This window comes from Niveispirillum sp. CC-CTL257 (genome assembly GCF_059489915.1).
In genome coordinates, this window is the sequence record NZ_JCAJXE010000001.1 from 1,120,825 (window position 1) to 1,142,235 (window position 21,411).

Consider the following 21,411-nt stretch of genomic DNA (forward strand, 5'->3'; position numbering starts at 1 on the left):
GTGGGTGCCTGCGTGGAAGGGGAACATACGTCCGTCTGTAACGGCGCCTTCAACCCGCCTTGTCAATGTTCCTGAAATGTTCTATATTGCTGTCCGATCAAGGGAGGATGCCATGGATCAGTACGACGTTGCGGAACGGCCGCTGCCGAAACCGTCTGACTTCACGGGAAGCCCATTCCGGCTGCTGCCCCGCATCGGGGACAAGATGTACCGCCCCTCGCGGGTCGTGGTGGATATGGGCACCGCCCCGCCAGCCCCGACTAAGATGGAAGGTCTTCGCCGGCGCGAACCCGGCGTCTGGGACTGGGGCTAATACTAACGGTCAGAATTCTTGACCGTTAGTATCCGCGCCGACTGGCGCGGCGGCGGCCCGTGCCGCCGAAGCTTGAAATGCCGACCTATCGGCATTTCAAACCGCTGGTATAAGGGCGTTCAGGCGGCCTTGGGTGCCGCCGTCAGCAGGTCCAGGCAGGCCATGCGCACCGCCACGCCCAGTTCCACCTGCTGGAGGATCACCGACCGGTGGATATCGTCGGCCACCAAGCTGTCGATCTCCACGCCCCGGTTCATCGGGCCGGGATGCATGATCAGGGCACCCGGCTTGGCAACGGCCAGCTTCTCGTAATCCAGACCGAAGAACCGGAAATATTCCCGCTGGCTGGGCAGGAACTGGCCCTGCATGCGCTCCAGCTGCAAGCGCAGCATCATGACGATGTCGGCATCCTTCAGGCCAGTGGCCATGGAATGATGCACCTCCACCCCCATCCGGTCCACGGCACCGGGCAGCAGGGTGGGCGGGGCGACGACACGCACATGTGCGCCCATGATGTTCAGCAGATGGATGTTGGACCGCGCCACCCGGCTATGCAGAATATCGCCGCAGATGGCAACCGTCAGGCCCTTCAGCGTGCCCAGACGGCGGCGGATGGTCAGCGCGTCCAGCAGCGCCTGGGTCGGGTGCTCATGCTGCCCGTCGCCGGCATTGATGACGGCACAGTTCACCTTGCTGGCCAGCAGCTTCGGCGCGCCCGATTCCTGGTGCCGCACCACCAGCGCGTCCAGATGCATGGCGTTCAAGGTCAGGGCGGTGTCGATCAGGGTCTCGCCCTTCTTCACCGAACTGCCATCGACTGACATGTTGATGGCATCAGCGCCTAAGCGGCGGGCCGCCAGTTCAAAGCTGGTGCGGGTACGGGTGGAGTTCTCAAAGAACAGATTGACGATGGTCTTGCCGGCCAGCTTGTTCGTCACCCGGTTCTCACCGCGATTCTGCTCGACATAGCGGTCGGCGGTATCCAGCAGCAGATTGATCTCCGGCGCCGTCAGCCCCTCGATCCCCAGCAGGTGGCGATGGGCGAACGTCTCGGCGCGGGCATCGATATCATGCGGATGGACGGCCATGGAGCGGGCTTTCGGCTGACGGCGTGGATCGGCGGGGCGGGACTATGCTGTCCCGCCCCCATTGCTGCAAGCGTCAGAAAAACCGGTCGGGCATGATCCGGGCGGGGTTCACACCACCCCGTTCGCCCTGAACCATTCCAGACAGCGCTTCCAGCCATCCTTGGCGTCGTCGGGTCGGTAGCTGGGGCGGTAATCGGCGTGGAAGGCGTGGGGGGCCTCGGGATAGACATGGAATGTGCTGCGGGAATTCACGGCGGCCAGCGCCTTCTGCATCCGCTCCACATCCGCCATGGGAATGCCGCCATCCTTGCCGCCATAAAGACCCAGGACGGGGGCGTTCATCTTCTGCACCAGATTGACCGGCACCATGGGCTGCAGCGCCGTCGGCGCGCTGGTCAGGCGACCATACCAGGCGACACCGGCTTTCAGCTTCGGGTTATGGGCTGCATAAAGCCAGGTGGCGCGCCCGCCCCAGCAGAAGCCGGTAATGCCCAGCCGGGCCGCGTCGCCACCATCCTTGGCTGCCCAGGCGGCTGTCGCGTCCAGATCGGCCATGACCTGCGCATCCGGCACCTTGTTCACCAGTTCGCGGATCAGGGCGCCGGTATCTGTGAAGGAAGCGGCATTGCCCTGCCGGGCGTAAAGCTCTGTCGCGATGGCCAGATAGCCTTCCTTGGCAAAGCGGCGGCAGACATCCTTGATATGCTCATGCACACCAAAGATTTCCTGCACCACCAGGACGATGGGGAATGGGCCGTTGCCCGCCGGCTTGGCGCGATAGGCGGGAAGGCTGCCACCCTCCACCGGGATCGACACCTCACCCGCGACCAGACCGTCGGCGGGCGTGGTGATCGTCTGCGCGGAAACGGGCAGGGTGGACAGGGCGAAACCGCCCGCCAATGTCGTCATGGCGAACATCCGTCGCGACAGGGTAGGGTTGATGGGCGACAGCAGGCACTGGGCTTCGGCGTCAACGCGATCCATGGGGTTTCTCTCCCGTATCTATCCCGGCACTGGCCGCCCAAGATAGGGCAAGGCGGCGGACGCGCAACCCTTTGCGGACCGGGCCGGTTGATTTCATCCGTGATTTCAATGCCCCTTGCGGCGGCGGGCCGGCACGCGCATCCTGTCGTCAGTACCAAACCGGGGCCAACAGCAATGTCCAGCGACGCGAAAGCCGAACTGCTGCGCCAGATCCGTACCATCCGGCGGCGCATCGATCCCGATGTTCTGGCCCGCGCCCAGAAGGCTGCCGAGGCGGCGGAAGCCGCGCGCACCCTGCCGCCCGACCACGTGCCCTATGACAAGGATGCGGCGCGCGACGTCGTGGCCAGCTTCCTGCAATCCCGCAATGATGGCGGGCGCTTCGCCATGGCCCTGATGGAGAACCTGAAAAAGCCGGAAGCGGCGGCCAAGGCCTATACCGACCCCCGCCACCTATCCCGCCCCGGCGGCAAGCGGGTTTAATCCTCCGCCTTCGGTGGCGCTTCCCACAGCTCGATCTTCAACCCCCAGGGATCAATCAGCCAGCCGAAGCGGCCATTGGGGTCGCTGTCGTCACGGCCCAGCGGTTCCACGCCCTCCGCCCGCGCACGTTCCAGCACGCCGTCAAGATCGTCCACGATCAGGTTCAACATGACGGGCAGGGGGCTGGGATCGAAATAGCTGCTGCTTTCCTTGAACCCGCTCAGCAGGGTGAAGCCACGGTCGGGATGGGGGAACATGGCACCAAAATCGCCCCAGTCGATTCCCAGCACCCGCCGATACCAATCGCCCATGGCCGCCGGATCGGAAACCTTGATGAACAGACCGCCAATGCCCAGAACCGCCGCCATGGCCCCCTCCATCCTCAGATTCAATTGGTTCCCAGCGTCGCATATCGACCGGTCCGCCAACAAGTCTTGGCATCATCCCCAAACAACCGTACATCCTTTGCGGGTCGATGGTTAATGACGGGACGAAGCAGCGTATGGCCGGGATGGGCATTGCACGCGTTGGGCTGTTGCCCGCCATCCTCTTGCTGCTTCTGCTGGCAATCCCCGCCGGTGCTGTGGGAAAGCCGCTGCGTCTGGTCATCGCCGACAGTTTGCCGCCCCCCTACCTGATCCTGGATGAGGATGGGGGAGAGGCGAAGGGCCTGGCCATCGACCTCTGCCGCAAGGTGGCCGAACGGCTGGGCCACGGGGCAGAGGTGCGGCTGGCCCCGCCCAAGCGCCTGCCCGAACTGGTGCGGGCCGGAGAGGTGGATATGGTCTGCCATGTCGCCCCCGGCTGGTATGCCTATCCCGACGATCTCTGGTTTGGACGCCGTCTTTACAGCGCCGACAATGTCTTCATCGCGGCACAGGGCGCGCCCAGCATCTGCGACCAATGCCCCCTGCCGCCGGAGGTGGCGACTGTCATCGGCTATGAATATGGTGACCGGCTGCGTCAGGGATTTGACAGAGGGACCGTGTCGCGCCGCGACGTGCGCTCAGAGGAAAATGTCTTCCGTCTGGTTCAGCATGGCCGCGTGCCCTATGGCATCATCTCCGAATATACGTTCCGTTATTTCGCGAAGGGTCAGCACGATCTGGCGATCAAGGGCAGCGTGGCCCGATTCAACATCACCGTCGGCGTGCCCCGCACCGGGCTGATCAGCGAGGCGGAATTGAAGATCGCATCCGCCTCAATCCGGCTGCCGCAGGATGTGGCACCCGAATACCGGGCCTATCTGGGCAGCCCCGCCGCCAAACGTTGAAATCCTGTTGCAACCAATATCGGCATGATACGCTGAGCGTCTGTTGAAGCCTTCCTGGGATTACCGGCATGAAGAATGTTCCGGTTCTGTCCGTCCCCTTGCTTCACCTTATGCGCCAGGGCCTTGCCGGGCTGCTGCTGGCCGCCGGCTTCTCTGTGCCCGTCCTGGCCACCCCGCCACCGCCGCTGCGCCTGATCATCAGCGACAGTATACCGCCGCCCTATCTGATCACGGGCAAGGGCGCGGTTGCCGGCATGGCAACCGACCTATGTCGGGCTGCGGCGACTCGCCTTGGCTATATGCCCGTGCTGACGGTTGTCCCGTCGAAGCGGGTACCAGAGATGATCAAGGCGCGGGATGCCGACATGCTCTGCCATGTGTCCCCGGATTGGTATCCCGATCCCGGCAGCATCGAATTCGGCACGCCCATGTATGTGGTGCGCAATGTCTTTGTCGGTCCGGCCAGTCAGCCGCCCATCTGTGATGATTGCGCCCCGTCGGGGGATGTGGTGACCGTCATCGGCTATGTCTATGGCGACGCCATGAACCGCGCCTTCGCCGACGGCACGGCCCGCCGCCGCGATGTACGGACGGAGGAGGGAGTTTACACCATGGTCCGGCGCGGACGCGCCCCCCTGGGCATCCTGTCGGAACAGACCTTCTATTACCTGGGTGGCAAGGATGATGGCCTGTCGGTGAAGGGGGTGACGGCCCGCTTCACCGTCACCATGGGCGTGACCAAGGTGGGGCCCGTCTCCGCCGCCGATCTGCGTCGTGTGACGGCGGAACTGGCGCAGGCCGACACCAGCGTGGGGCAATAATCTACCGTCCCGGTGCCACCCGGCGATAGGACAACGCCTCGGCCACATGGATGCGGCGCACCTGATCGGTATTGTCCATGTCGGCCAGGGTGCGGGCCACGCGCAGCACACGGTGATAGCCGCGCGCTGACAGTTTCAGCCGCTCCGCCGCCTCGGTCAGCAGCGAGCGGCCCTGCGGGTCCGGTGCCGCCGCCTTTTCCAGCAATTCCCCATCCGCCTCGGCATTGGTGCGGATGGGCGGATGGCCGGGCAGCAGCATGGCCTTGTACCGCTCCCGTTGCCGCTCCCGTGCGGTGGCGACGCGGGCCGCCACCTCAGCCGTGCCCTCACGCGGCGGCGGCAGCGACAGGTCCGATGCGCTGACCGCCGGCACATCGACATGCAGGTCGATACGGTCGAACAGCGGCCCGCTGATTTTGCTCTGATAATCCAGCGCGCATTTCGGTGCCCGGCCACAGGCCAGTGCTGCATCATCCAGATGCCCGCAGCGGCAGGGATTCATAGCCGCCACCAGCTGGAACCGCGCCGGATAGGTGACATGGTGGTTGGCGCGGCTGATGGTGGCGCGCCCGGTTTCCAGCGGCTGGCGCAGCGCCTCCAGGGTCCCACGCGCGAATTCCGGTAATTCGTCCAGGAACAGCACGCCCTGATGCGCCAGACTGATTTCCCCCGGCTTGGCGCGCGTGCCGCCGCCGACCATGGCGGCCAGCGTAGCGGAATGGTGGACCTCCCGGAACGGCCTTGTGCGGATCAACCGCCCTTCCTCCAGCCCGCCCGCGATGGAATGCACCATCGACACTTCCAGCGCCTCCGCCGCGTCCAGTCCCGGCAGCAGGCCCGGCAGCCGTGCAGCCAGCATGGATTTGCCCGACCCCGGCGGCCCCAGCATCAGCATATTGTGCCCGCCGCTGGCGGCAATTTCCAGCACGCGCTTGGCCGTCTCCTGTCCCTTCACATCGCGCAGATCGCGCACGGAACCGGGCAGGTCGACCTGCAGCTTCGGTTCGGGGCGGGTCAGAACCTGCGTGCCCTTGAAATGGTTGACCAGGGCCAGAAGCGACGGCGGGGCAAGGATGTCCAGCCCATCCCCCGCCCAGGCCGCCTCCCCGCCGCTGGCCGCCGGACAGATCAGGCCTTTGCCGGCGGCCAGCGCATTGATGGCGGCCGGCAGCACCCCGGCCACGGGCGCGATGGACCCGTCCAGCCCCAGTTCGCCCAGCGACTGATACCCGGCCATGGCGTCATCCGGCAGGATGCCCATCATCACCAGCAGGGCCAGCGCGATAGGCAGATCGAAATGCGACCCTTCCTTCATGACATCGGCAGGTGCCAGATTGACCATCAGGCGCTGGGCGGGCAGGGCGATGCCCAGGGCATGCAGGGCCCCGCGCACCCGTTCCCGACTTTCTGCAACCGCCTTGTCCGGCAATCCCACCACCAGAAAGGTGATGGGGCCGCCCGTCATCTGCACCTGAACGTCGATATCCAGCACATCAATGCCTTGAAAGGCTACCGTCGATACACGCGCCGCCACCCACACCCCCACCGCACACAAGTTCAGGTTAGTATAGATGATGAGACTTGCAGGCGGAAAGGGTCGGCTTCCGACTTTCTTTCTCCCGCGGCGTCGAGGATGCTGCTCAAGATTTCATCGATATATTCATTCGTATATTACGATGGATGCCAAGTAACAAACCTTTCACGCCAAGGCCTGTGTGCCGTCTCTGAAATGATCGAAATCTGGAAGACTTCCAAACCCTTGCCCCTCATCCTCACGGGCGATGTCAGGCTTGGCGAGGGCCTGATGATTTCATTCTTGATTGGGGTCAGCGATGATTAGCCTCGATATCAACGGCAAAGTCCGCGAAGTGGACGTGGCCGACGACATGCCGCTTCTGTGGGTCCTTCGTGACGAATTGAATATGACGGGCACCAAGTTCGGTTGCGGCGTCGCGCAGTGCGGTGCCTGCACGGTGCATGTGGATGGTCAGCCGACGCACTCCTGCCAGTTGCCGGCATCGGCGGCGGTCGGGGCCAAGATCACGACGATTGAGGGCCTGTCCGGCAAGGCCGCCGCTGCCGTTCAGAAGGCCTGGGCCGATCTGGACGTGGTGCAGTGTGGCTACTGTCAGTCCGGTCAGGTGATGGCCGCCACGGCCCTGATCGCCGAGAACCCAAACCCCACCGATGCCGATATTGAGGCGGCGATGGACGGCAATGTCTGCCGCTGCGCCACCTATGTGCGGATCAAAGCAGCCGTGAAGCAGGCTGCCAAGCTGGCGAGGACCTGAGCCATGATGCTGCGTCAATTGCTGCGACAGGCCGCGTCCAACGTGGCTGAACCCACCCCCAGCCGCCGTACCTTCCTGAAGGGCACCGGCGGCGCCCTGATCATCAGCGCGACCGTCCCGCTGGGGTCCTTCGCGGCGGAGGCTGCCGGCCCCGCCATCGTCGGCCCGGCCGACCCGCGCCCCAACGTCTTCGTGCGCGTGGCCAAGGACAATACCGTCACCGTTCTGGTCAAGCATCTGGACAAAGGCCAGGGCATCATGACCGGCCTCACCACCATCGTGGCAGAGGAACTGGACGCCGACTGGTCGCAGATGCGCGGTGAGCATGCGCCCGCCGACAGTAAGCTCTATGGCAACCATTTCTTCGGCATCCAGGGTACCGGCGGCTCCACCGCCGTTGCCAACAGCTGGGATGAGCTGAGGATGGCCGGTGCCGCCGCCCGCGTGATGCTGGTGAACGCCGCCGCCGCCGAATGGAAGGTGCCGGCGGATCAGATCAGCGTGGCCAAGGGCGTGGTCAGCCACAAGTCCTCGGGCAAGTCCGCCACCTTTGGCCAGTTGGCCGAGGCCGCGTCGAAGCAGCCGATTCCGCCCAAGGTGACCTTGAAGGAACCCGGCCAGTACAGCCTGATCGGGAATGAGACGCTGCACCGTCTGGACCATGTGTCGAAGACCAATGGCACCGCCATCTTCGCCATGGATATTCGGCGTCCGAATCAGGTGACGGCGGTCCTGGCCCGCAGCCCGCGTTTCGGCGGCACGGTCAAGTCGGTGGACGACAAGGCCGCCCGCGCCGTTCCCGGCGTCATCGACGTGCTGACCCTGCCGGTGGGCGTGGCGGTGGTGGCTAAAAACACCTGGGCCGCCATCAAGGGGCGGGAGGCGCTGTCCGTCCAGTGGGACGACGCCAAGGCGGAAAAGCGCGGCACCGACCAGATGCTGGCCGAATACCGCGCACAGGCGAAGAAGCCCGGTGCCAAGGCCGCCCGCAAGGGCGACACCGCCGCCGCCTTCAAGACCGCCGCCAAGGTGATTGAGGCGGAATACAGCTTCCCCTATCTGGCCCATGCGCCGATGGAACCGCTGAACGCCACCCTGGAAATCACCGCCGATGGCGGGGCAGAGATCTGGGCCGGGTCGCAGTTCCAGGGCGTTGAACAGCCGGTCGTGGCTGGCATCCTGGGCACCACGCCCGACAAGGTGAAGATCAACACGCTCTGGGCCGGTGGCAGCTTCGGTCGCCGCGCCACCACCAATGCCGACTATTTCGCGGAGGTCGCCCTGATCGCCAAGGCCCTGGCGGCCAAGGGCCGGAAGGTGCCGGTGCATCTGGTCTGGACACGCGAAGACGACATCCAGGGCGGTCGCTACCGCCCCATGGTCGTTCACCGGGTCAAGGGTGGGTTGGACAAGGCTGGCAAGCTGGTGGCCTGGGAACAGGCGATTGTGACGCAGTCCTTCATTGCCGACACGCCCTTTGCCCAGGTGATGATCAAGGATGGGGTGGATGTAACGGCGGTGGAGGGGGCGTCCGACATGGCCTATGCCGTGCCGAACCTGTCCGTCGATTATCATCAGATGGCTTCGCCGGTCACCACCCTGTGGTGGCGCTCGGTCGGCCACACCCACACCGCCTACGCCAAGGAAGCCTTTATCGAGGAACTGGCGGCGGCGGCTGGCAAGGACAGTGTGGCTTTCCGCCTGGAACTGCTGGGCGATGCCCATCCGCGCCTGACCGGCGTGCTGAAGCTGGCCGCGGAAAAGGCCGGCTGGTCGAAGCCGCTGGCCCCGGCCGCCGACGGGTCAAAGCGGGCGCGCGGCGTCGCTGTCCATGAAAGCTTCCAGAGCTTCGTGGCCCATGTGGCCGAGGTGACGGTGTCCAAGGACGGCAAGATCAAGGTGGATCGTGTCGTCGTGGCGGTGGATTGCGGCCAGGCCGTGAACCCCAACGTCATCAAGGCGCAGATTGAGGGCGGCACCGGCTTCGGTATCGGCCATGCCCTGCGCGATCAGATCACGATGACTGACGGTCTGGTCGATCAGAGCAATTTCGACGGGTACGAGCCGATGCGCCTGTCGGACATGCCCGATGTCGAGGTGCATATCGTGAAGTCCACGGCCCGCCCCACGGGCGTGGGCGAGCCCGGCGTGCCCACGGCGGCCCCGGCCGTCGCCAACGCCGTCTTCCGCGCCACCGGCCAGAAGCTGCACGACCTGCCGTTCAGCAAGGCCGGGGTCGTCTGATCTCTTCTGTCAGTACAAAAGAAAAGGCCCCACGGTGACGTGGGGCTTTTTTTTATGGGAATTCGCTGGATATGATTCTAAAGGCATTTCCGAACTGAGTTAATTTGATTTTCTCTTCAATCCAATTCCAATCAAAATAAATCCAATTGACATCAAAATTCCTGTAAATAATTCATTATTGATTCCAATTTCTAAAGAGTATGCAAGACTGCCAATTAGTGAAAATATACCCATACCGAAAAATACACTGCTACTTTTTGTCTGCCAACCTGCCCAAGACATGATTAAAAATATTATCAATCCGTGAATATATTCTTGCATATTTAGCCTCCTATCTGAAAAAGTCATAATGTATCAAAATAAATTCGCTCTGCGTAGGGGGCTGAGTTTACATAAAAACTATGGTTCCGACTGTAATCGGAACCATAGTAAATTTAAGAATCCTATCAAGTCGCCTTCTTCTGCGCTTCCAGCTCATCCAGCAGCGCCTTGCGCGACAGCTTGCCGATCATGGTTTTGGGCAGTTCGTCGCGGAATTCGTACAGTTTGGGCTGTTCAATGGTGGACAGTTTGTCCTCCAGGAAGGCCTTCATGTCTTCCTTGCTCAGCTCACAGCCTTCGCGCTTCTTGATATAGGCCTTCACCGTTTGACCACGGTATGGGTCCGGCACGCCCAGAACGATGCATTCGGCGACGTTGGGATGCTGATAGATGGCTTCTTCCACATTGCGCGGATAGACGTTGTAGCCGCCGGCCAGGATCATGTCCTTGATGCGGTCGACAATGAAGATATAGCCATCCTCATCGAAGTAACCGACATCGCCGGTATGCAGCATGCCGCCATCCAGCGTTTCGGCGGTGGCTTCCGGCTTGTTCCAGTAGCCCTTCATCACCTGGGGGCCAATGATGCAGATCTCGCCGCGCTCGCCCTGCGGCACCTCTGTCTTCCGGTCCTCCAGGCTGACGATCTTGATGATCGTGCCGGGAATGGGCAGGCCAATTGAACCTGCTCGGTTGTTTTGCGCGGGATTGCCTGTGGCAATGGGGGCGCTTTCCGACAGACCATACCCTTCGACAAGCAGGCACCCGGTCAGTCGCTCAAACTCATGCTTCACCTCAACGGGCAGCGGCGCGCCGCCGGAGAAGCAGAGATTGATGGACGAAAGATCAAACTTCTTCACGTCCTTATGATTGTTGATGGCGGTGTAGATTGTGGGGACCGCCGGGAACAGGGTCGGCTTCTTCTTGTCGATGACATCCAGCAGCTGATCCAGATCGAACCGGGGCAGCAGAATGATTTCGCCCCCCAGGTTCAACGTCCAGTTCATGACGCAGGTCATGGCAAAAACATGGAAGAAGGGCAGCACGCCCAGCATCTTCTCCTGGCCCAGGCGTGCCTGTGGGAACCAGTTTGCGGCCTGCTTGGTGTTGGCCACGATATTGTGGTGGGTCAGCATGGCACCTTTCGGCACCCCGGTGGTGCCACCGGTATATTGCAGGACCGCGACATCATTGAAGGGGTCGCAAGGGACCGGCGTCACCTTGCCATCATTGGCGATCAGGTCCTTGAAGCGCACATGCTGTTCATTCCGGGGAATGTCGGCGATCTCTTTGCGCTTGGCGATGGGGAACAGCCAGTTCTTGGGAAATGGCAATATGTCGGCCATTGGCACGACGATAATCTTTTTCAGGCGCGTCTGACCGAACATCTTGGCCAGCTTGTCATAGGTGACCTTCAGATCAAGGCTCACCATCCAATCGGTTTCGCTGTCATTGATCATGTGGGCAATTTCGCGCTCCGCATAAAGCGGATTGAAATTCACCACCACGCCACCGGCCTTCAAGATTCCGTAATAGCAGATCACGGAATAGGGGGTGTTGGGCAGAAACAGCCCGACCTTCTGTCCGGGGGTGAGGCCCATTTTCTGCAGCCCGGCGGCGAACCGGCCGATAAGCGCCCCAACCTGGGCATAGGTATATTTCTTATCGAGAAAATCGAGACAGGGCTTCTCCGGCCAGGTCCTTACCGAATGCTCCATCATTTCCGAGGCCGACATCGCTTTCAAATCGATGTCCCACGAAACACCGGCGGGATAGCTCTTCTCCCACAGGAAGGGTTCGCGTGTGGTCATCTTGATGGCGGCTTCGGCCATGTCCGGTCCTCCCGATATGCTCTTGGCGCACTCCAGCGTCGCGCCTTTGATTGACCTATATCGGGAGCCAAAACGCAACCTCAAGCGATTATTCGAGGTGACGTAACGGAAGGTCTGTCGTTTTTTTGCAGGGCGGAAAGCGCGCGCAATATAACGACGCCTCAGCCCATGTTCCGTAGCGCATGCGTTGTGATGACTGACACCATGATCCCCAGGTTGCCCAGCCCATGGATTGCAGTGACGGCAACGATCGCGCGAATGTGACCCAGCCTGGGCAACACCCAGACAAAAAATGCCGCCTGCGTTGCGAAGAAGGTGAAATACCAGACGACCATGACAAGCATCCCGTGCCGGTGCAGCAGTGCCGCCCCCGCTCCGGTGACCAGGATGAAGACTACATCGCCCGACCGCCCGGGTCGGATCACGCGGCTGGCGGCATAAACACCGCCCACCATCAAGGTCTCAATCAGCGGCGCGAACAGCAGAACTCGCGGCCCCCATGACGCCATGTCTGGGACCGCTGCATGGCCGCTATAGTCCATCATCAGGTGAACCAGCGATTGCCCGGCCCAGGGCAGAACAAGCGCCGCGCAAAAGACCAATGCCAGCCTGGACATCTCCAGCCGGCGGGGTGGCCATAGGCTGCCGGAACCGATCTTCGCCACCAGATAACCGCCATAGACGATGATCAGCGACAGTACGAGGAGGAGGGTGGCGATCGGCATCAGCCCTTCACCCTCTCCCCCGGATCATTCTTCGTCCCCCGCAAATCATCCCGTCCTGTGCCGGACCACAGCTTTTCGCCGCTGGTATAGATGGCGCGGCCGATCATATGGGCGGACACGGGCGTGGTCAGCAGCAGGAACAGAATGGCCGCCACCACCCGCGCTGTCACATCCACCGATGGGAAATACAGCGCCAGCGCCACCAGGACCAGGCCACAGCCCAGCGTGCCGGCCTTGCTGCTGGCATGCATGCGGGTGATGGCGTCGGGCAGGCGTGCCACCCCGATAGCGGCGATGGCACAGAAGGCGGCACCCGCGACGGCCAGGATGCCGATCAATGCCTGATAGGCTTCATGCATCGCCATCCTCCTCGGGCTTCCGGGCCGCCTTATGTTCCACGAATCTGGCATAGGCGACGGTCCCGAAAAAGGCGACCAGGGCCAGCGCGATGGCCGCGTCCAGGAACACCACCTGTTCCATCCACAGCGCGAACAGCGCGATCAGGGCCACGGCCAGCACGCCGAACAGGTCGATGGCGACGATTCGGTCGCCCTGCGCCGGACCTGTCAGCACACGGAATGTCGCCAGCGCCAGCGACAGGATCAACAGGCCAAGCGCGACCGCCAGACAGGATTCCAGAAACGGGGTCATCGCAGCACCTTCAGGATGCGGCTTTCCATGGCGGCCTTGGTATCGTCGCGCAGCTGGTCGGGATCGGCGGCGAACATGGCATGCATATAAAGCACCTTGCGGTCGGGCGAGATATCCAGCGTCAGCGTGCCCGGCGTCAGAGTGATGGAGCAGGCGAACAGCGTGATCTCCAGGTCGGTTTTCGCCTCCAGCGGCACGGCGATGATGGCGGGCCGGATCGGCGCGCCGATGCCCATCACCCCCTTGGCCACGGCCCAGGCGGATACGAAAATCTCCTTCACCAGCCAGATGGTGTAAGCGGCCCCGCCCCATGTGCGGCGGAAATAACGCTGGTTGGGGAACAACGGCCGCGCCAGCCACAGGATCAGGTGGCCCAGGACGAAGCCCGCTGTGAAGCCCATCAGGCTGAAATCGGCATTGATCGCCATCCAGGCCAGCGCCAGCAGCACATTAAGGGCCAGTAGCATCATGGCATCTCTCCCGTCGGGTGCGGCAATTCACCAACCAGGGTCGGCTCCGGCTCCGCCCTGCCGCCCAGGACCGCCTCCACATAGGCGCTGGTGTCATGCAGGCTGCCGCCCACCTGCGACGCGATGTTCAGCAGCCGGTCGGGGTTCACCCCGATGCTGACGGTGATCATGGACAAGAACAGCAGCGGCAGAACCAGCGCATAGGCACGACCCAGCGGCAGGCTTGTCAGAAGATCGGCCGGCGGCTCCGCTGGTGCCTTCCATACCATCTCCGCCCAGACACGGCCCGCCAGCCAGATGGTCAGCAGGCCGCTGACCAGCAGGGCCGCGACCATCACATAATGCTGTGTCTCCAGCCCCGCCTTGACCAGCAGCAGCTTGCCCCAGAAGCCAGACAGCGGCGGAAACCCGGCCAGCGAGGCCAGCGGCACGAATAGCAAAATGCACAGCCAGGGGGCGGCCTTGAACAGCCCGCCCAGCCGCGCAAACGCCGTGTCCGGCCCGCCCGACAGGCGGCGGACAAGCCCGGCGCCTAAGAACAGGTTGGTCTTCACGACGATGTCATGCACCAGATAGAAGGCCGTGGCGGCCAGGGCCAGCGGGGTGGCGATGGCCAGCCCCATGACCATGCTACCAATATGGGCCACCACCTGCCAGGACCAGGCCCGCGTCAGGTCCCGTGCCGCCAGCGACCCCAGCGCCCCCACGATCATGGTGATGCCCGCCATCCACAACAGGATGGAATGGGTCCATCCGGCATCGCCGGTGAAGATCAGGGTGAAGACGCGCAGCAGGGCATAGACGCCGACCTTTGTCAAAAGCCCGGCGAAGATGGCCTGCACCGACACGGCGGGCGTGTGATAGGCGGCGGGAAGCCAGAAGAAGAAGGGGAACAGCGCCGCCTTCATCCCAAACGCAATGATGAACAGCACGGCAATGGCACTGACCAGCCCCTGATTGACGACCTGGGGCAGGCGCTGCGACAGGTCGGCCATGTTCAAGGTGCCGGTAACGCCATACAGCAAGGCAACGGCCAGCAGCAGGCAGGCCGTTGCCACCAGATTGATGGCAACATATTTCACGGCCCCGTCGATCTGCGCCTTGGTTCCGCCCAGCGACAGCAGCACGAAACTGCTGATCAGCATCACCTCAAACCAGACATAGAGATTGAACAGGTCACCGGTGATGAAGGCACCGCAGACGCCGACCATCAGAACCTGAAAGATCGGATGGAATCCGCCGCGTTCCCGTACCGGGTCAATATCGCCCAGCGCATAGAGCGCGCAGCAGAAACCCATGATCGACGCGATCATGATCATCAGCGCCGACAGAGGATCGGCCACCAGGGTGATGCCGAACGGGGCCGCCCAGGCTCCCATCTGCACCACCTGGATACCCTGATCCAGGGTCGTGGCAGCCAGGATACCGGCCAGTACCATCAGCGCGAAACTACCGGTCAGCGACAGGACGCGCTGCGCCACCGGATATTTCCAGGCCACCATGCACAGCGCTGCCGTGGTCAGCGGCGTCAGGATGGGGGCGGCGGTCAGCCAGGTATTCATGGCATGTCCTCCGGTTCCGCCACGCGCATTGCGCTGGTGTCCAGGGTCCCCATCTCCTGATAGGCCCGCCAACCCAGTGCCAGCGCGAAGGACAACAGACCGAAACCGATGACGATGGCGGTCAGGATCAGGGCCTGGGGCAGGGGGTTCGACACGCCCTGCGCCATGATCTCGACGTTCTTGCCGATCAGGGGCGGCTGCCCCGGTGTCAGGCGGCCCACGGTCAGGATCGCGACATTGACGGCGTTCGACAGCAGGATGACGCCGAACATGATGCGCAGGAACTGCCGCGACAGGAACAGATAGACGGCACCCGCCACCATGCCGCCCACGGCCAGGGACATGATCACCTCCATCACGCCCCCCCTCCTTCCATCAGCGCGCAAACCATGGAAAGGATGCCGCCGACGACCACCAGATAGACGCCAATATCAAACAGCACGGGCGTACCCAGCCCCACCGCCCATTGCGCCGTCATATAGGGTTCGCCCGTCGGCGCCCCGATGAAGCCCGACAGCACGCCCAGCAACAGACCCGCCCCCAGGATCGAGCGCGGATCGGCTTTCAACACCTGGCGCATCGCCCCAACACCAAAGGCCAGCGCATGCAGGGCAAAGCCGACGGCACAGATCAGACCGCCGACAAAGCCGCCCCCCGGCTCATTATGCCCGCGCCACAGAATGAAAATGCTGAACAGCATCATCAGCGGCAGCAGGATGCGTACACCGGTGCGCAGGATCAGACTGTCCATCATGGCCGGTCCCCCTTGCCCATACGGGCTTTCATCAGGGCAAAGACGCCCAGGCCGGCGCTGGCGATCACCGTGATTTCGCCCAACGTGTCAAACCCACGGAAATCAACCAGAATGACATTCACTACATTGCGCCCATGCGCCTCCAGCCACGATGTGTCGCCGAAGAAACGGGTCAGGTCGAGCGGCAGCGGCTGGCCCAGGATCGAGAGCATGATGGCCGTCACGCAGGCACCCAGACCGATGGCCAGAACCGTATGCAGCAGTCTGGCCGCCACCGGCCGGTCGGCCCCGGCCGGCAGGAAGGGCAGGCGGGCCAGAACCAGCACCAGGATGATGGCCGTCAGCGTCTCCACCATCAATTGCGTGATGCCCACATCCGGCGCGCCATACAGCAGGAAGAACAGGGCCACCGACATGCCATTGATCGACAGCGACAGGATGGCCGCCATCCGCGACCCGGCCCGTATGGCCCCGACCGTGCCGGCCAGCATCAGAACCGCCAGCGCCAGACCCAGCCCATCCCCCGCCGACAGGCTGATGCCCGGCCACGACACCCCGCCGCGCAGCAGCAAGGTGGACCCCAGCAGCGTCAGCATGCTGGCAAAGGTGATGGCGAGATAGCGGGTCAGCACACCGTTCTGCAGCCAGCCCGTCACCGCGCGGGCCAGCACTTCCACCAGGGCCAGCAGGCAATCCCAGGCCCGGTCATGGTCGATCCGGGTGATCCGCTGTACCCACGCCATCACCTCTTTGACGGGCATCAGCGCCAGGAACAATACAGCACCCAAAGCGACCGTTACCGCAGACAGGCCCAGGGCCGGTGTCAACCCATGCCACAGATGCAATTCCATACCCACCGCGGCGCCGCGTACCGCATCTGCCGTCGCTGCCAGCAAACCCTGCGGCAACCCGGTCCACAATCCGAACAGCAGCGACAGCAGGGCCAGAACCAAGGGTCCCGCCAGCAATGCCGGCCCCCCTTCATGGGCATGCGCCGCCGCCTTCGTCGCGGTGCCCAGGAACGGCTTCACAAAGACCATGGCGGCAGCGGCCACCATGGCGGCATTGGCCAGCAGCAGCACCGCCAGCACCAGCCAGCGTTCACCGCCAATGGCGCTGTCATAGATGATTTCCTTGGCGATAAAGCCGAAAAAGGGCGGCAGTCCGGCCATGGAGCAGGATGCCAGGACCACCGCGACGCCCGTCACCGGCATCTTGGGCCACAGACCGCCCAGTTCGCCGACCTCCCGCGTGCCGGACCCGTGATCGACCGACCCGGCCCCCATGAACAGCGCACCCTTGTAAAGCGAATGCGCCAGAAGGAAGCCCGCAAAGCCTTTCAGCGCACCATCACTGCCCACCCCGACCAGCAGAACCAGCACACCCAGCGCCATCAGGGTCGTATAGGCCAGGATCTTTTTCAGATCGGTGGAACGCAGGGCCATGGCCGACCCCCACAACGCTGTGACGCCACCCGCAATGGTCAGGGCCCAGAACCACGGCTCCGTCCCGCCCAGGGTCGGGTTCAGCCGCGCCAGCAGATAGACGCCGGCCTTCACCATGGTGGCGGAATGCAGATAGGCGCTGACAGGCGTCGGCGCATCCATGGCGTTGGGCAGCCAGAAATGGAACGGCACCTGCGCCGATTTGGTGAAGGCCGCCAACAGCAGCAGGACCAGCATGGCGGGATAAAGCGTATGGGCGCGCAGATCGGCCCCGGACGCGGCAATGGAAGACAGGGTCCAATGACCCGACGCCATACCCATCAGCACCAGCCCCGCCAGCAGCGCCATGCCGCCACCGCCGGTTACCAGCAGGGCCTGCAGCGCCGACCGCCGCGACCGCGCATCCTCATGATTGAACCCGATCAGCATGAAGCTGGTGATACTGGTCAGTTCCCAGAACACGAACAGGCTGATCAGGTCATCCGCCGTCACCAGCCCCAGCATCGCGGCCATGAAGGCCAGGATGAACAGATGGAACCGCCCCTCGCGCGGATGCCCGCGCAGATAGCCGCCGGAATAAATGACGATGAAGCCACCGATGCCACAGATCAGCAGCGCGAACAGCAGCGACAGCCCATCCAGCCGGAAACTGAGCTGCACGCCCAGTGTCGGCGCCCAGGCGGCACTTTCCAGAACGGGTACACCCGCCGTAATGCCTGGAATCTGGGTGGCAAACCATACCGTTGCCGCCAGGGGAACCAGCGCCAGAAACCAGTGGGAGAGGGCAGGAAAAAGCCGATTAAGCGTCGGGGCTGTTGCTGCTGCCAGGGTGATGGCAAGGATCGCCGTCAATATCACGCCGCTGTCCGCCCGTTCGCTGCCATGCCTTTATTGCAGCCCAATATAGGGATTGATGGGACAGCTTCAACCGAAACCGGACCGGACGGGCGTCGTTTGCGGTCGATTATGCCTTCGGTTTCCAGGCCTTGGCCAGGGCGACGAATCCCGCCACGTCAATTTCCTCCGCCCTCGCTGTGGGCGCAATGCCAACCGACAGCAGCAGCGGTTCCGGCTCCTTCATCAATGATTTCAGGCTGGCGCGCAGCATCTTGCGCCGCTGCCCGAATGCCGTCCCGACCAGCGTCTCCATGGTGGCGAAGTCGGGATCATCGGCGGGCCGTTCGCGCGGGGTCAGATGCACGACCGCACTGTCCACCTTGGGCGGCGGGGTGAAGGCGCGGGCCGGCAGATCATAAAGATTGCGGCAATGGGCCAGCCATTGTGCCATCACAGCCAGACGGCCATAGGCCGGGGTGCGCGTGCCGGCTACGATCCGGTCGGCCACTTCCTTCTGGAACATCAAGGTCAGGGACCGGTACTCCCCGATCCGCTTTAACCAGCCGATCAGCAGCGGCGTCCCGACATTATAGGGCAGGTTGGAAACAACGGCGCGCGGGGCCGGGACCAGATCGACCGGATCAACGGTCAGGGCGTCCGCCTCGATCAACCGCATCCGCCCCGCCGACGCCGCGACGATATCGGCCAGTGCGACGGCAAATCGCGGGTCGCGTTCCACGGCGGTGATGCTGGCTGCCGGGCTTTCCACCAGCGCGCGGGTCAGGCCGCCGGGACCCGGCCCCACCTCCACGATATTCACGCCCGTGAAATCGCCCGCCTCGCGCACGATGCGGCGCGTGACATTCAGGTCCAGCAGGAAATGCTGCCCAAAGGCCTTCTTGGCCGCCAGTTCATGGGTGGCGATAACGTCGCGCAGGGGCGGCAGATGGGACAGGTCGCGACCATCACTCATATCAAGCACTCTTCTGCCGCCGGGCGGCGATGCGGGATGCAGCGTTCAGCGCCGCGATCAGGCTGCTGGCATTGGCCTGTCCGGTCCCGGCCAGCGACAGGGCGGTGCCATGGTCGGGGGAGGTGCGGACGAAGGGCAGGCCGAGCGTGATATTCACGCCCGTGTCGAAATCCAGCGTCTTCAGCGGGATCAGACCCTGGTCATGATACATGCAGACCACGGCGTCATACCGCGCGCGCGCGCCGGCATGGAACAGGGTATCGGCGGGGAAGGGACCTGCGGCATCGATACCTTCGGCTTTGAGCAGGGCGACGGCGGGCGCGATCACCTCGATCTCCTCCCGCCCCATGGCCCCGCCTTCACCCGCATGCGGATTCAGCGCGGCAACGGCCAGGCGGGGCGTTTCGATGCCGAAATCACTTTTCAGGGCGGCATGGGTGACGCGGGCCACATGCAGGATGGCATCCGACGTCAGATGTTGGGCCACATCCTTAACGGCAATATGGATGGTGGCCAGCACGACGCGCAGGCCCCCGCCTTCCAGCAGCATGACCGTACCGTCATCGGGCAGGCCCGCCAAGTGCGCCAGATATTCGGTATGGCCCGGCCAGCGGAAGCCGCTGGCATAAAGCGCACTTTTTTGGATCGGATTCGTAACGACACCGGAAAGCCGACCATCTTTCGCCAGTGCCACCGCCCGGTCAATGGCCGCGATCACCGCCGACCCGTTGGCAGGGTCGGGGCTGGCATAAGTGACAGGGGCGGGCAGGGGAACGGGCAGGATGGGCAGCGACGTGCCGAACAGATCGGCCACGCTTTCCAGCTCCGTTTCCTCGATAACGGTGACCGGCACGTCGAGTGTCAGCATGGACGCCAGCGCCCGGATACGGTCAGGGTCGTCCAGCAAGACGAAGGGCGGCACTGATGCCGCCCTGCGTTCCATCCAGGCCTTCAGGGCGATATCGCCGCCGATGCCTGCCGGTTCCCCCATGGTCAGGCCCAGTGGCGCCGCCATGGCTTACATCCTGGTCTCGATGGTGGCATTCCGGCGCAGGTCGCGCAGGTAACGGCGCTGCTGCAGGTCCATGCGTTCCTGGAACAGGGCGTTGCGCACCTGATCGGGCGGCGGCAGGCTGCCCTCCGGCACGACGCGGTCACAGACCATCAGCAGCATGGCACCACGGTCGGTCATCAGCGGGGCCGTCGCCTGACCGACGCCCAAGGCACCCACCATTTGCCCGATCTGTTCGGGAATATCGCCCAGGCGGGTCAGCGGCTGGGTGAAGACCTGCGATCCCGGCACCAGCTGTGTGGCCTGCTCCAGGGCCTCGCAGCCGCGCGCCTGTTCGCTCACCTGCTTGGCGGCGTTGAAGGCGGCATCCTGCTGGGCCTGTGCCTCGCCGGCGATGGGCACCACGAACTGGCGGATGGCGATCTGGATATTCTTCGGATCGCCGGCGGCCACGATACGCTGATCACGCAGCCACAGAATATGATAGCCAGCGGAACCCCGGATGGGGCGGGAGAACTGGCCCTTCTGCATCTGCTGCAACGACCGGTCCAGATTCTCTTCCAGCTGACCCTGCTGGATCCAGCCCAGGTCGCCGCCATTGGCGGCACCGGCGGATTGCGAGAACTGGCGGGCAACCAGACCGAAATTGGCACCCTGACCGATCTGTTCCACCAGACGCTCACCCAGGCGCAGAACCTCAGCCTCGTTAGTATTGTTGTCGATGGCCAGGAAAATCTCCGCGACTTGATATTCCGGCTTGCCGGCATTGGCGCGGATACGTTCGATATAGGAATTCACTTCGCTGTCGGGCACCGTCACCTGCTGGCGCACCACGCGCTGCACCACCTTGCTCCAGGCGATCTGGGCCAGCATCTGCTGACGCATAGTGTTCCACGGCACGCCGGCTTGGGCCAGGGCGGCCTTCAGCTGCTCCAGATCCATGCGGTTGCGCTGTGCAGCGGCTTCCAGATCCTCGGTCAGCTCATCCTCGGTGACCGTCAGGTTGCGTTCGCGCGCCTCTTGGATCTGCAATGCCTCGTCGGTCAGCAGGCGGATGACCTGCGGCAGCAGTCGCTGGCGCGTCTCGGCATTGTCGGGCAGGCCGGAGGAAACGATGGCCAGTTGCAACCGGCCCTCCACGTCGGAGACCGTGATCGGTTCCTCGTTCACGATGGCGGCGATACGGCCCAACTGGCCCTGGGCCCCGTTGGCGCCCTGTGCATGCACGGCCAGGGGCGCGGACAGCAGGGCGATGGACAGGGCGGTCGCCCCCAGCAGGGTGTTGCGCGCAAGGCTTTTCATGGTCGGTCGGATCACAGGCTGCATCATGGG

Annotated in this window: 23 protein-coding genes; 6 read left to right on the forward strand and 17 right to left on the reverse strand. The window is 63.5% G+C overall.

Going from position 1 to position 21,411, the window contains the following annotated elements:
* Nucleotides 1-112: 112 nt before the first annotated feature.
* Nucleotides 113-313 (forward strand): hypothetical protein, encoded by a 201-nt coding sequence (locus tag ABC729_RS05375; protein ID WP_495606614.1) that lies wholly within the window; start codon nt 113-115, stop codon nt 311-313.
* Between the two features lie 119 nt (nt 314-432).
* Here the strand turns inward: ABC729_RS05375 and ABC729_RS05380 are convergent, their stop codons facing one another.
* Together ABC729_RS05380 and ABC729_RS05385 are read right to left on the reverse strand one after the other, a co-directional pair.
* Complete coding sequence (locus tag ABC729_RS05380) at nt 433-1,401, reverse strand: aspartate carbamoyltransferase catalytic subunit (RefSeq protein ID WP_495606615.1); 969 nt, start codon at nt 1,399-1,401, stop codon at nt 433-435.
* 108 nt (nt 1,402-1,509) lie between these two features.
* Complete coding sequence (locus ABC729_RS05385; RefSeq protein ID WP_495606616.1) at nt 1,510-2,385, reverse strand: dienelactone hydrolase family protein; 876 nt, start codon at nt 2,383-2,385, stop codon at nt 1,510-1,512.
* A 174-nt stretch (nt 2,386-2,559) separates the two neighbouring features.
* On the opposite strand from ABC729_RS05385, the gene ABC729_RS05390 reads away from it, so the two are divergent.
* On the forward strand, nt 2,560-2,868 hold the full coding sequence (locus ABC729_RS05390; RefSeq protein WP_495606617.1) for a hypothetical protein: 309 nt from the start codon (nt 2,560-2,562) through the stop codon (nt 2,866-2,868).
* Here the strand turns inward: ABC729_RS05390 and ABC729_RS05395 are convergent.
* The gene (locus ABC729_RS05395; protein WP_495606618.1) at nt 2,865-3,236 is read right to left on the reverse strand and encodes a VOC family protein; all 372 of its coding nucleotides are present in this window, start codon (nt 3,234-3,236) and stop codon (nt 2,865-2,867) included. The two genes, ABC729_RS05390 and ABC729_RS05395, sit on opposite strands and share 4 nt — an antisense overlap.
* A gap of 143 nt (nt 3,237-3,379) precedes the next feature.
* Here ABC729_RS05395 and ABC729_RS05400 point away from each other — a divergent pair, with 143 nt between their 5' ends.
* Complete coding sequence (locus ABC729_RS05400; RefSeq protein ID WP_495606619.1) at nt 3,380-4,141, forward strand: substrate-binding periplasmic protein; 762 nt, start codon at nt 3,380-3,382, stop codon at nt 4,139-4,141.
* A gap of 68 nt (nt 4,142-4,209) precedes the next feature.
* Nucleotides 4,210-4,962 (forward strand): substrate-binding periplasmic protein, encoded by a 753-nt coding sequence (locus ABC729_RS05405; protein WP_495606620.1) that lies wholly within the window; start codon nt 4,210-4,212, stop codon nt 4,960-4,962.
* 1 nt (nt 4,963) lies between these two features.
* Here ABC729_RS05405 and ABC729_RS05410 read toward each other — a convergent pair whose 3' ends face one another.
* Complete coding sequence (locus ABC729_RS05410) at nt 4,964-6,496, reverse strand: YifB family Mg chelatase-like AAA ATPase (protein WP_495606621.1); 1,533 nt, start codon at nt 6,494-6,496, stop codon at nt 4,964-4,966.
* 298 nt (nt 6,497-6,794) lie between these two features.
* Here ABC729_RS05410 and ABC729_RS05415 point away from each other — a divergent pair, with 298 nt between their 5' ends.
* Nucleotides 6,795-7,253: a (2Fe-2S)-binding protein gene (locus ABC729_RS05415; RefSeq protein WP_495606622.1), complete on the forward strand. Its 459-nt coding sequence runs from the start codon at nt 6,795-6,797 to the stop codon at nt 7,251-7,253.
* Between the two features lie 3 nt (nt 7,254-7,256).
* Nucleotides 7,257-9,497, forward strand: coding sequence for a xanthine dehydrogenase family protein molybdopterin-binding subunit (locus tag ABC729_RS05420; protein ID WP_495606623.1), 2,241 nt, complete (start codon nt 7,257-7,259; stop codon nt 9,495-9,497).
* Between the two features lie 99 nt (nt 9,498-9,596).
* Here the strand turns inward: ABC729_RS05420 and ABC729_RS05425 are convergent, their stop codons facing one another.
* From ABC729_RS05425 to ABC729_RS05485, 13 genes are all read right to left on the reverse strand, one after another.
* Nucleotides 9,597-9,818: a hypothetical protein gene (locus ABC729_RS05425; RefSeq protein ID WP_495606624.1), complete on the reverse strand. Its 222-nt coding sequence runs from the start codon at nt 9,816-9,818 to the stop codon at nt 9,597-9,599.
* 125 nt (nt 9,819-9,943) lie between these two features.
* Nucleotides 9,944-11,650 (reverse strand): long-chain-fatty-acid--CoA ligase, encoded by a 1,707-nt coding sequence (locus ABC729_RS05430; RefSeq protein ID WP_495606625.1) that lies wholly within the window; start codon nt 11,648-11,650, stop codon nt 9,944-9,946.
* Between the two features lie 161 nt (nt 11,651-11,811).
* Nucleotides 11,812-12,375 carry a hypothetical protein gene (locus ABC729_RS05435; protein ID WP_495606626.1) on the reverse strand — a complete coding sequence of 188 codons (564 nt, stop codon included), beginning with the start codon at nt 12,373-12,375 and terminating at the stop codon, nt 11,812-11,814.
* Nucleotides 12,375-12,740 carry a monovalent cation/H(+) antiporter subunit G gene (gene mnhG / locus ABC729_RS05440; protein ID WP_495606627.1) on the reverse strand — a complete coding sequence of 122 codons (366 nt, stop codon included), beginning with the start codon at nt 12,738-12,740 and terminating at the stop codon, nt 12,375-12,377. Before mnhG ends, ABC729_RS05435 begins: the two co-directional genes overlap by 1 nt.
* Nucleotides 12,727-13,026 carry an MrpF/PhaF family protein gene (locus tag ABC729_RS05445; protein WP_495606628.1) on the reverse strand — a complete coding sequence of 100 codons (300 nt, stop codon included), beginning with the start codon at nt 13,024-13,026 and terminating at the stop codon, nt 12,727-12,729. The genes mnhG and ABC729_RS05445 overlap by 14 nt, the downstream gene beginning before the upstream one ends.
* A complete protein-coding gene (locus ABC729_RS05450; RefSeq protein WP_495606629.1) occupies nt 13,023-13,496 on the reverse strand; it encodes a Na+/H+ antiporter subunit E in 474 nt (157 codons plus the stop codon). Before ABC729_RS05450 ends, ABC729_RS05445 begins: the two co-directional genes overlap by 4 nt.
* Complete coding sequence (locus tag ABC729_RS05455; RefSeq protein ID WP_495606630.1) at nt 13,493-15,058, reverse strand: proton-conducting transporter transmembrane domain-containing protein; 1,566 nt, start codon at nt 15,056-15,058, stop codon at nt 13,493-13,495. Before ABC729_RS05455 ends, ABC729_RS05450 begins: the two co-directional genes overlap by 4 nt.
* A complete protein-coding gene (locus tag ABC729_RS05460; protein WP_495608644.1) occupies nt 15,055-15,414 on the reverse strand; it encodes a Na+/H+ antiporter subunit C in 360 nt (119 codons plus the stop codon). The genes ABC729_RS05455 and ABC729_RS05460 overlap by 4 nt, the downstream gene beginning before the upstream one ends.
* Entirely contained in the window at nt 15,414-15,812 is a 399-nt protein-coding gene (locus ABC729_RS05465) for a Na+/H+ antiporter subunit B (RefSeq protein WP_495606631.1), read from the reverse strand. The genes ABC729_RS05460 and ABC729_RS05465 overlap by 1 nt, the downstream gene beginning before the upstream one ends.
* A complete protein-coding gene (locus tag ABC729_RS05470; RefSeq protein ID WP_495606632.1) occupies nt 15,809-18,109 on the reverse strand; it encodes a putative monovalent cation/H+ antiporter subunit A in 2,301 nt (766 codons plus the stop codon). The genes ABC729_RS05465 and ABC729_RS05470 overlap by 4 nt, the downstream gene beginning before the upstream one ends.
* A gap of 112 nt (nt 18,110-18,221) precedes the next feature.
* A complete protein-coding gene (gene rsmA / locus ABC729_RS05475) occupies nt 18,222-19,067 on the reverse strand; it encodes a 16S rRNA (adenine(1518)-N(6)/adenine(1519)-N(6))-dimethyltransferase RsmA (RefSeq protein ID WP_495606633.1) in 846 nt (281 codons plus the stop codon).
* A gap of 1 nt (nt 19,068) precedes the next feature.
* The gene (pdxA, locus tag ABC729_RS05480) at nt 19,069-20,082 is read right to left on the reverse strand and encodes a 4-hydroxythreonine-4-phosphate dehydrogenase PdxA (RefSeq protein WP_495606634.1); all 1,014 of its coding nucleotides are present in this window, start codon (nt 20,080-20,082) and stop codon (nt 19,069-19,071) included.
* Between the two features lie 3 nt (nt 20,083-20,085).
* Nucleotides 20,086-21,408, reverse strand: coding sequence for a peptidylprolyl isomerase (locus ABC729_RS05485; protein WP_495606635.1), 1,323 nt, complete (start codon nt 21,406-21,408; stop codon nt 20,086-20,088).
* Nucleotides 21,409-21,411: the final 3 nt, after the last annotated feature.

Excerpts from the sequence above, each read along its gene's own strand:
- ABC729_RS05425 (WP_495606624.1), bottom strand. The coding sequence starts at position 9,818 with ATGCAAGAATATATTCACGGATTGATAATATTTTTAATCATGTCTTGG.
- mnhG (WP_495606627.1), bottom strand. The coding sequence starts at position 12,740 with ATGGCGATGCATGAAGCCTATCAGGCATTGATCGGCATCCTGGCCGTC.
- ABC729_RS05450 (WP_495606629.1), bottom strand. The coding sequence starts at position 13,496 with ATGATGCTACTGGCCCTTAATGTGCTGCTGGCGCTGGCCTGGATGGCG.
- ABC729_RS05435 (WP_495606626.1), bottom strand. The coding sequence starts at position 12,375 with ATGCCGATCGCCACCCTCCTCCTCGTACTGTCGCTGATCATCGTCTAT.
- rsmA (WP_495606633.1), bottom strand. The coding sequence starts at position 19,067 with ATGAGTGATGGTCGCGACCTGTCCCATCTGCCGCCCCTGCGCGACGTT.
- ABC729_RS05460 (WP_495608644.1), bottom strand. The coding sequence starts at position 15,414 with ATGGAGGTGATCATGTCCCTGGCCGTGGGCGGCATGGTGGCGGGTGCC.
- ABC729_RS05385 (WP_495606616.1), bottom strand. The coding sequence starts at position 2,385 with ATGGATCGCGTTGACGCCGAAGCCCAGTGCCTGCTGTCGCCCATCAAC.
- ABC729_RS05420 (WP_495606623.1), top strand. The coding sequence starts at position 7,257 with ATGATGCTGCGTCAATTGCTGCGACAGGCCGCGTCCAACGTGGCTGAA.
- ABC729_RS05400 (WP_495606619.1), top strand. The coding sequence starts at position 3,380 with ATGGGCATTGCACGCGTTGGGCTGTTGCCCGCCATCCTCTTGCTGCTT.
- ABC729_RS05415 (WP_495606622.1), top strand. The coding sequence starts at position 6,795 with ATGATTAGCCTCGATATCAACGGCAAAGTCCGCGAAGTGGACGTGGCC.
- ABC729_RS05405 (WP_495606620.1), top strand. The coding sequence starts at position 4,210 with ATGAAGAATGTTCCGGTTCTGTCCGTCCCCTTGCTTCACCTTATGCGC.
- ABC729_RS05455 (WP_495606630.1), bottom strand. The coding sequence starts at position 15,058 with ATGAATACCTGGCTGACCGCCGCCCCCATCCTGACGCCGCTGACCACG.
- ABC729_RS05465 (WP_495606631.1), bottom strand. The coding sequence starts at position 15,812 with ATGATGGACAGTCTGATCCTGCGCACCGGTGTACGCATCCTGCTGCCG.
- ABC729_RS05485 (WP_495606635.1), bottom strand. The coding sequence starts at position 21,408 with ATGATGCAGCCTGTGATCCGACCGACCATGAAAAGCCTTGCGCGCAAC.
- pdxA (WP_495606634.1), bottom strand. The coding sequence starts at position 20,082 with ATGGCGGCGCCACTGGGCCTGACCATGGGGGAACCGGCAGGCATCGGC.
- ABC729_RS05380 (WP_495606615.1), bottom strand. The coding sequence starts at position 1,401 with ATGGCCGTCCATCCGCATGATATCGATGCCCGCGCCGAGACGTTCGCC.
- ABC729_RS05390 (WP_495606617.1), top strand. The coding sequence starts at position 2,560 with ATGTCCAGCGACGCGAAAGCCGAACTGCTGCGCCAGATCCGTACCATC.
- ABC729_RS05395 (WP_495606618.1), bottom strand. The coding sequence starts at position 3,236 with ATGGCGGCGGTTCTGGGCATTGGCGGTCTGTTCATCAAGGTTTCCGAT.
- ABC729_RS05445 (WP_495606628.1), bottom strand. The coding sequence starts at position 13,026 with ATGACCCCGTTTCTGGAATCCTGTCTGGCGGTCGCGCTTGGCCTGTTG.
- ABC729_RS05375 (WP_495606614.1), top strand. The coding sequence starts at position 113 with ATGGATCAGTACGACGTTGCGGAACGGCCGCTGCCGAAACCGTCTGAC.
- ABC729_RS05430 (WP_495606625.1), bottom strand. The coding sequence starts at position 11,650 with ATGGCCGAAGCCGCCATCAAGATGACCACACGCGAACCCTTCCTGTGG.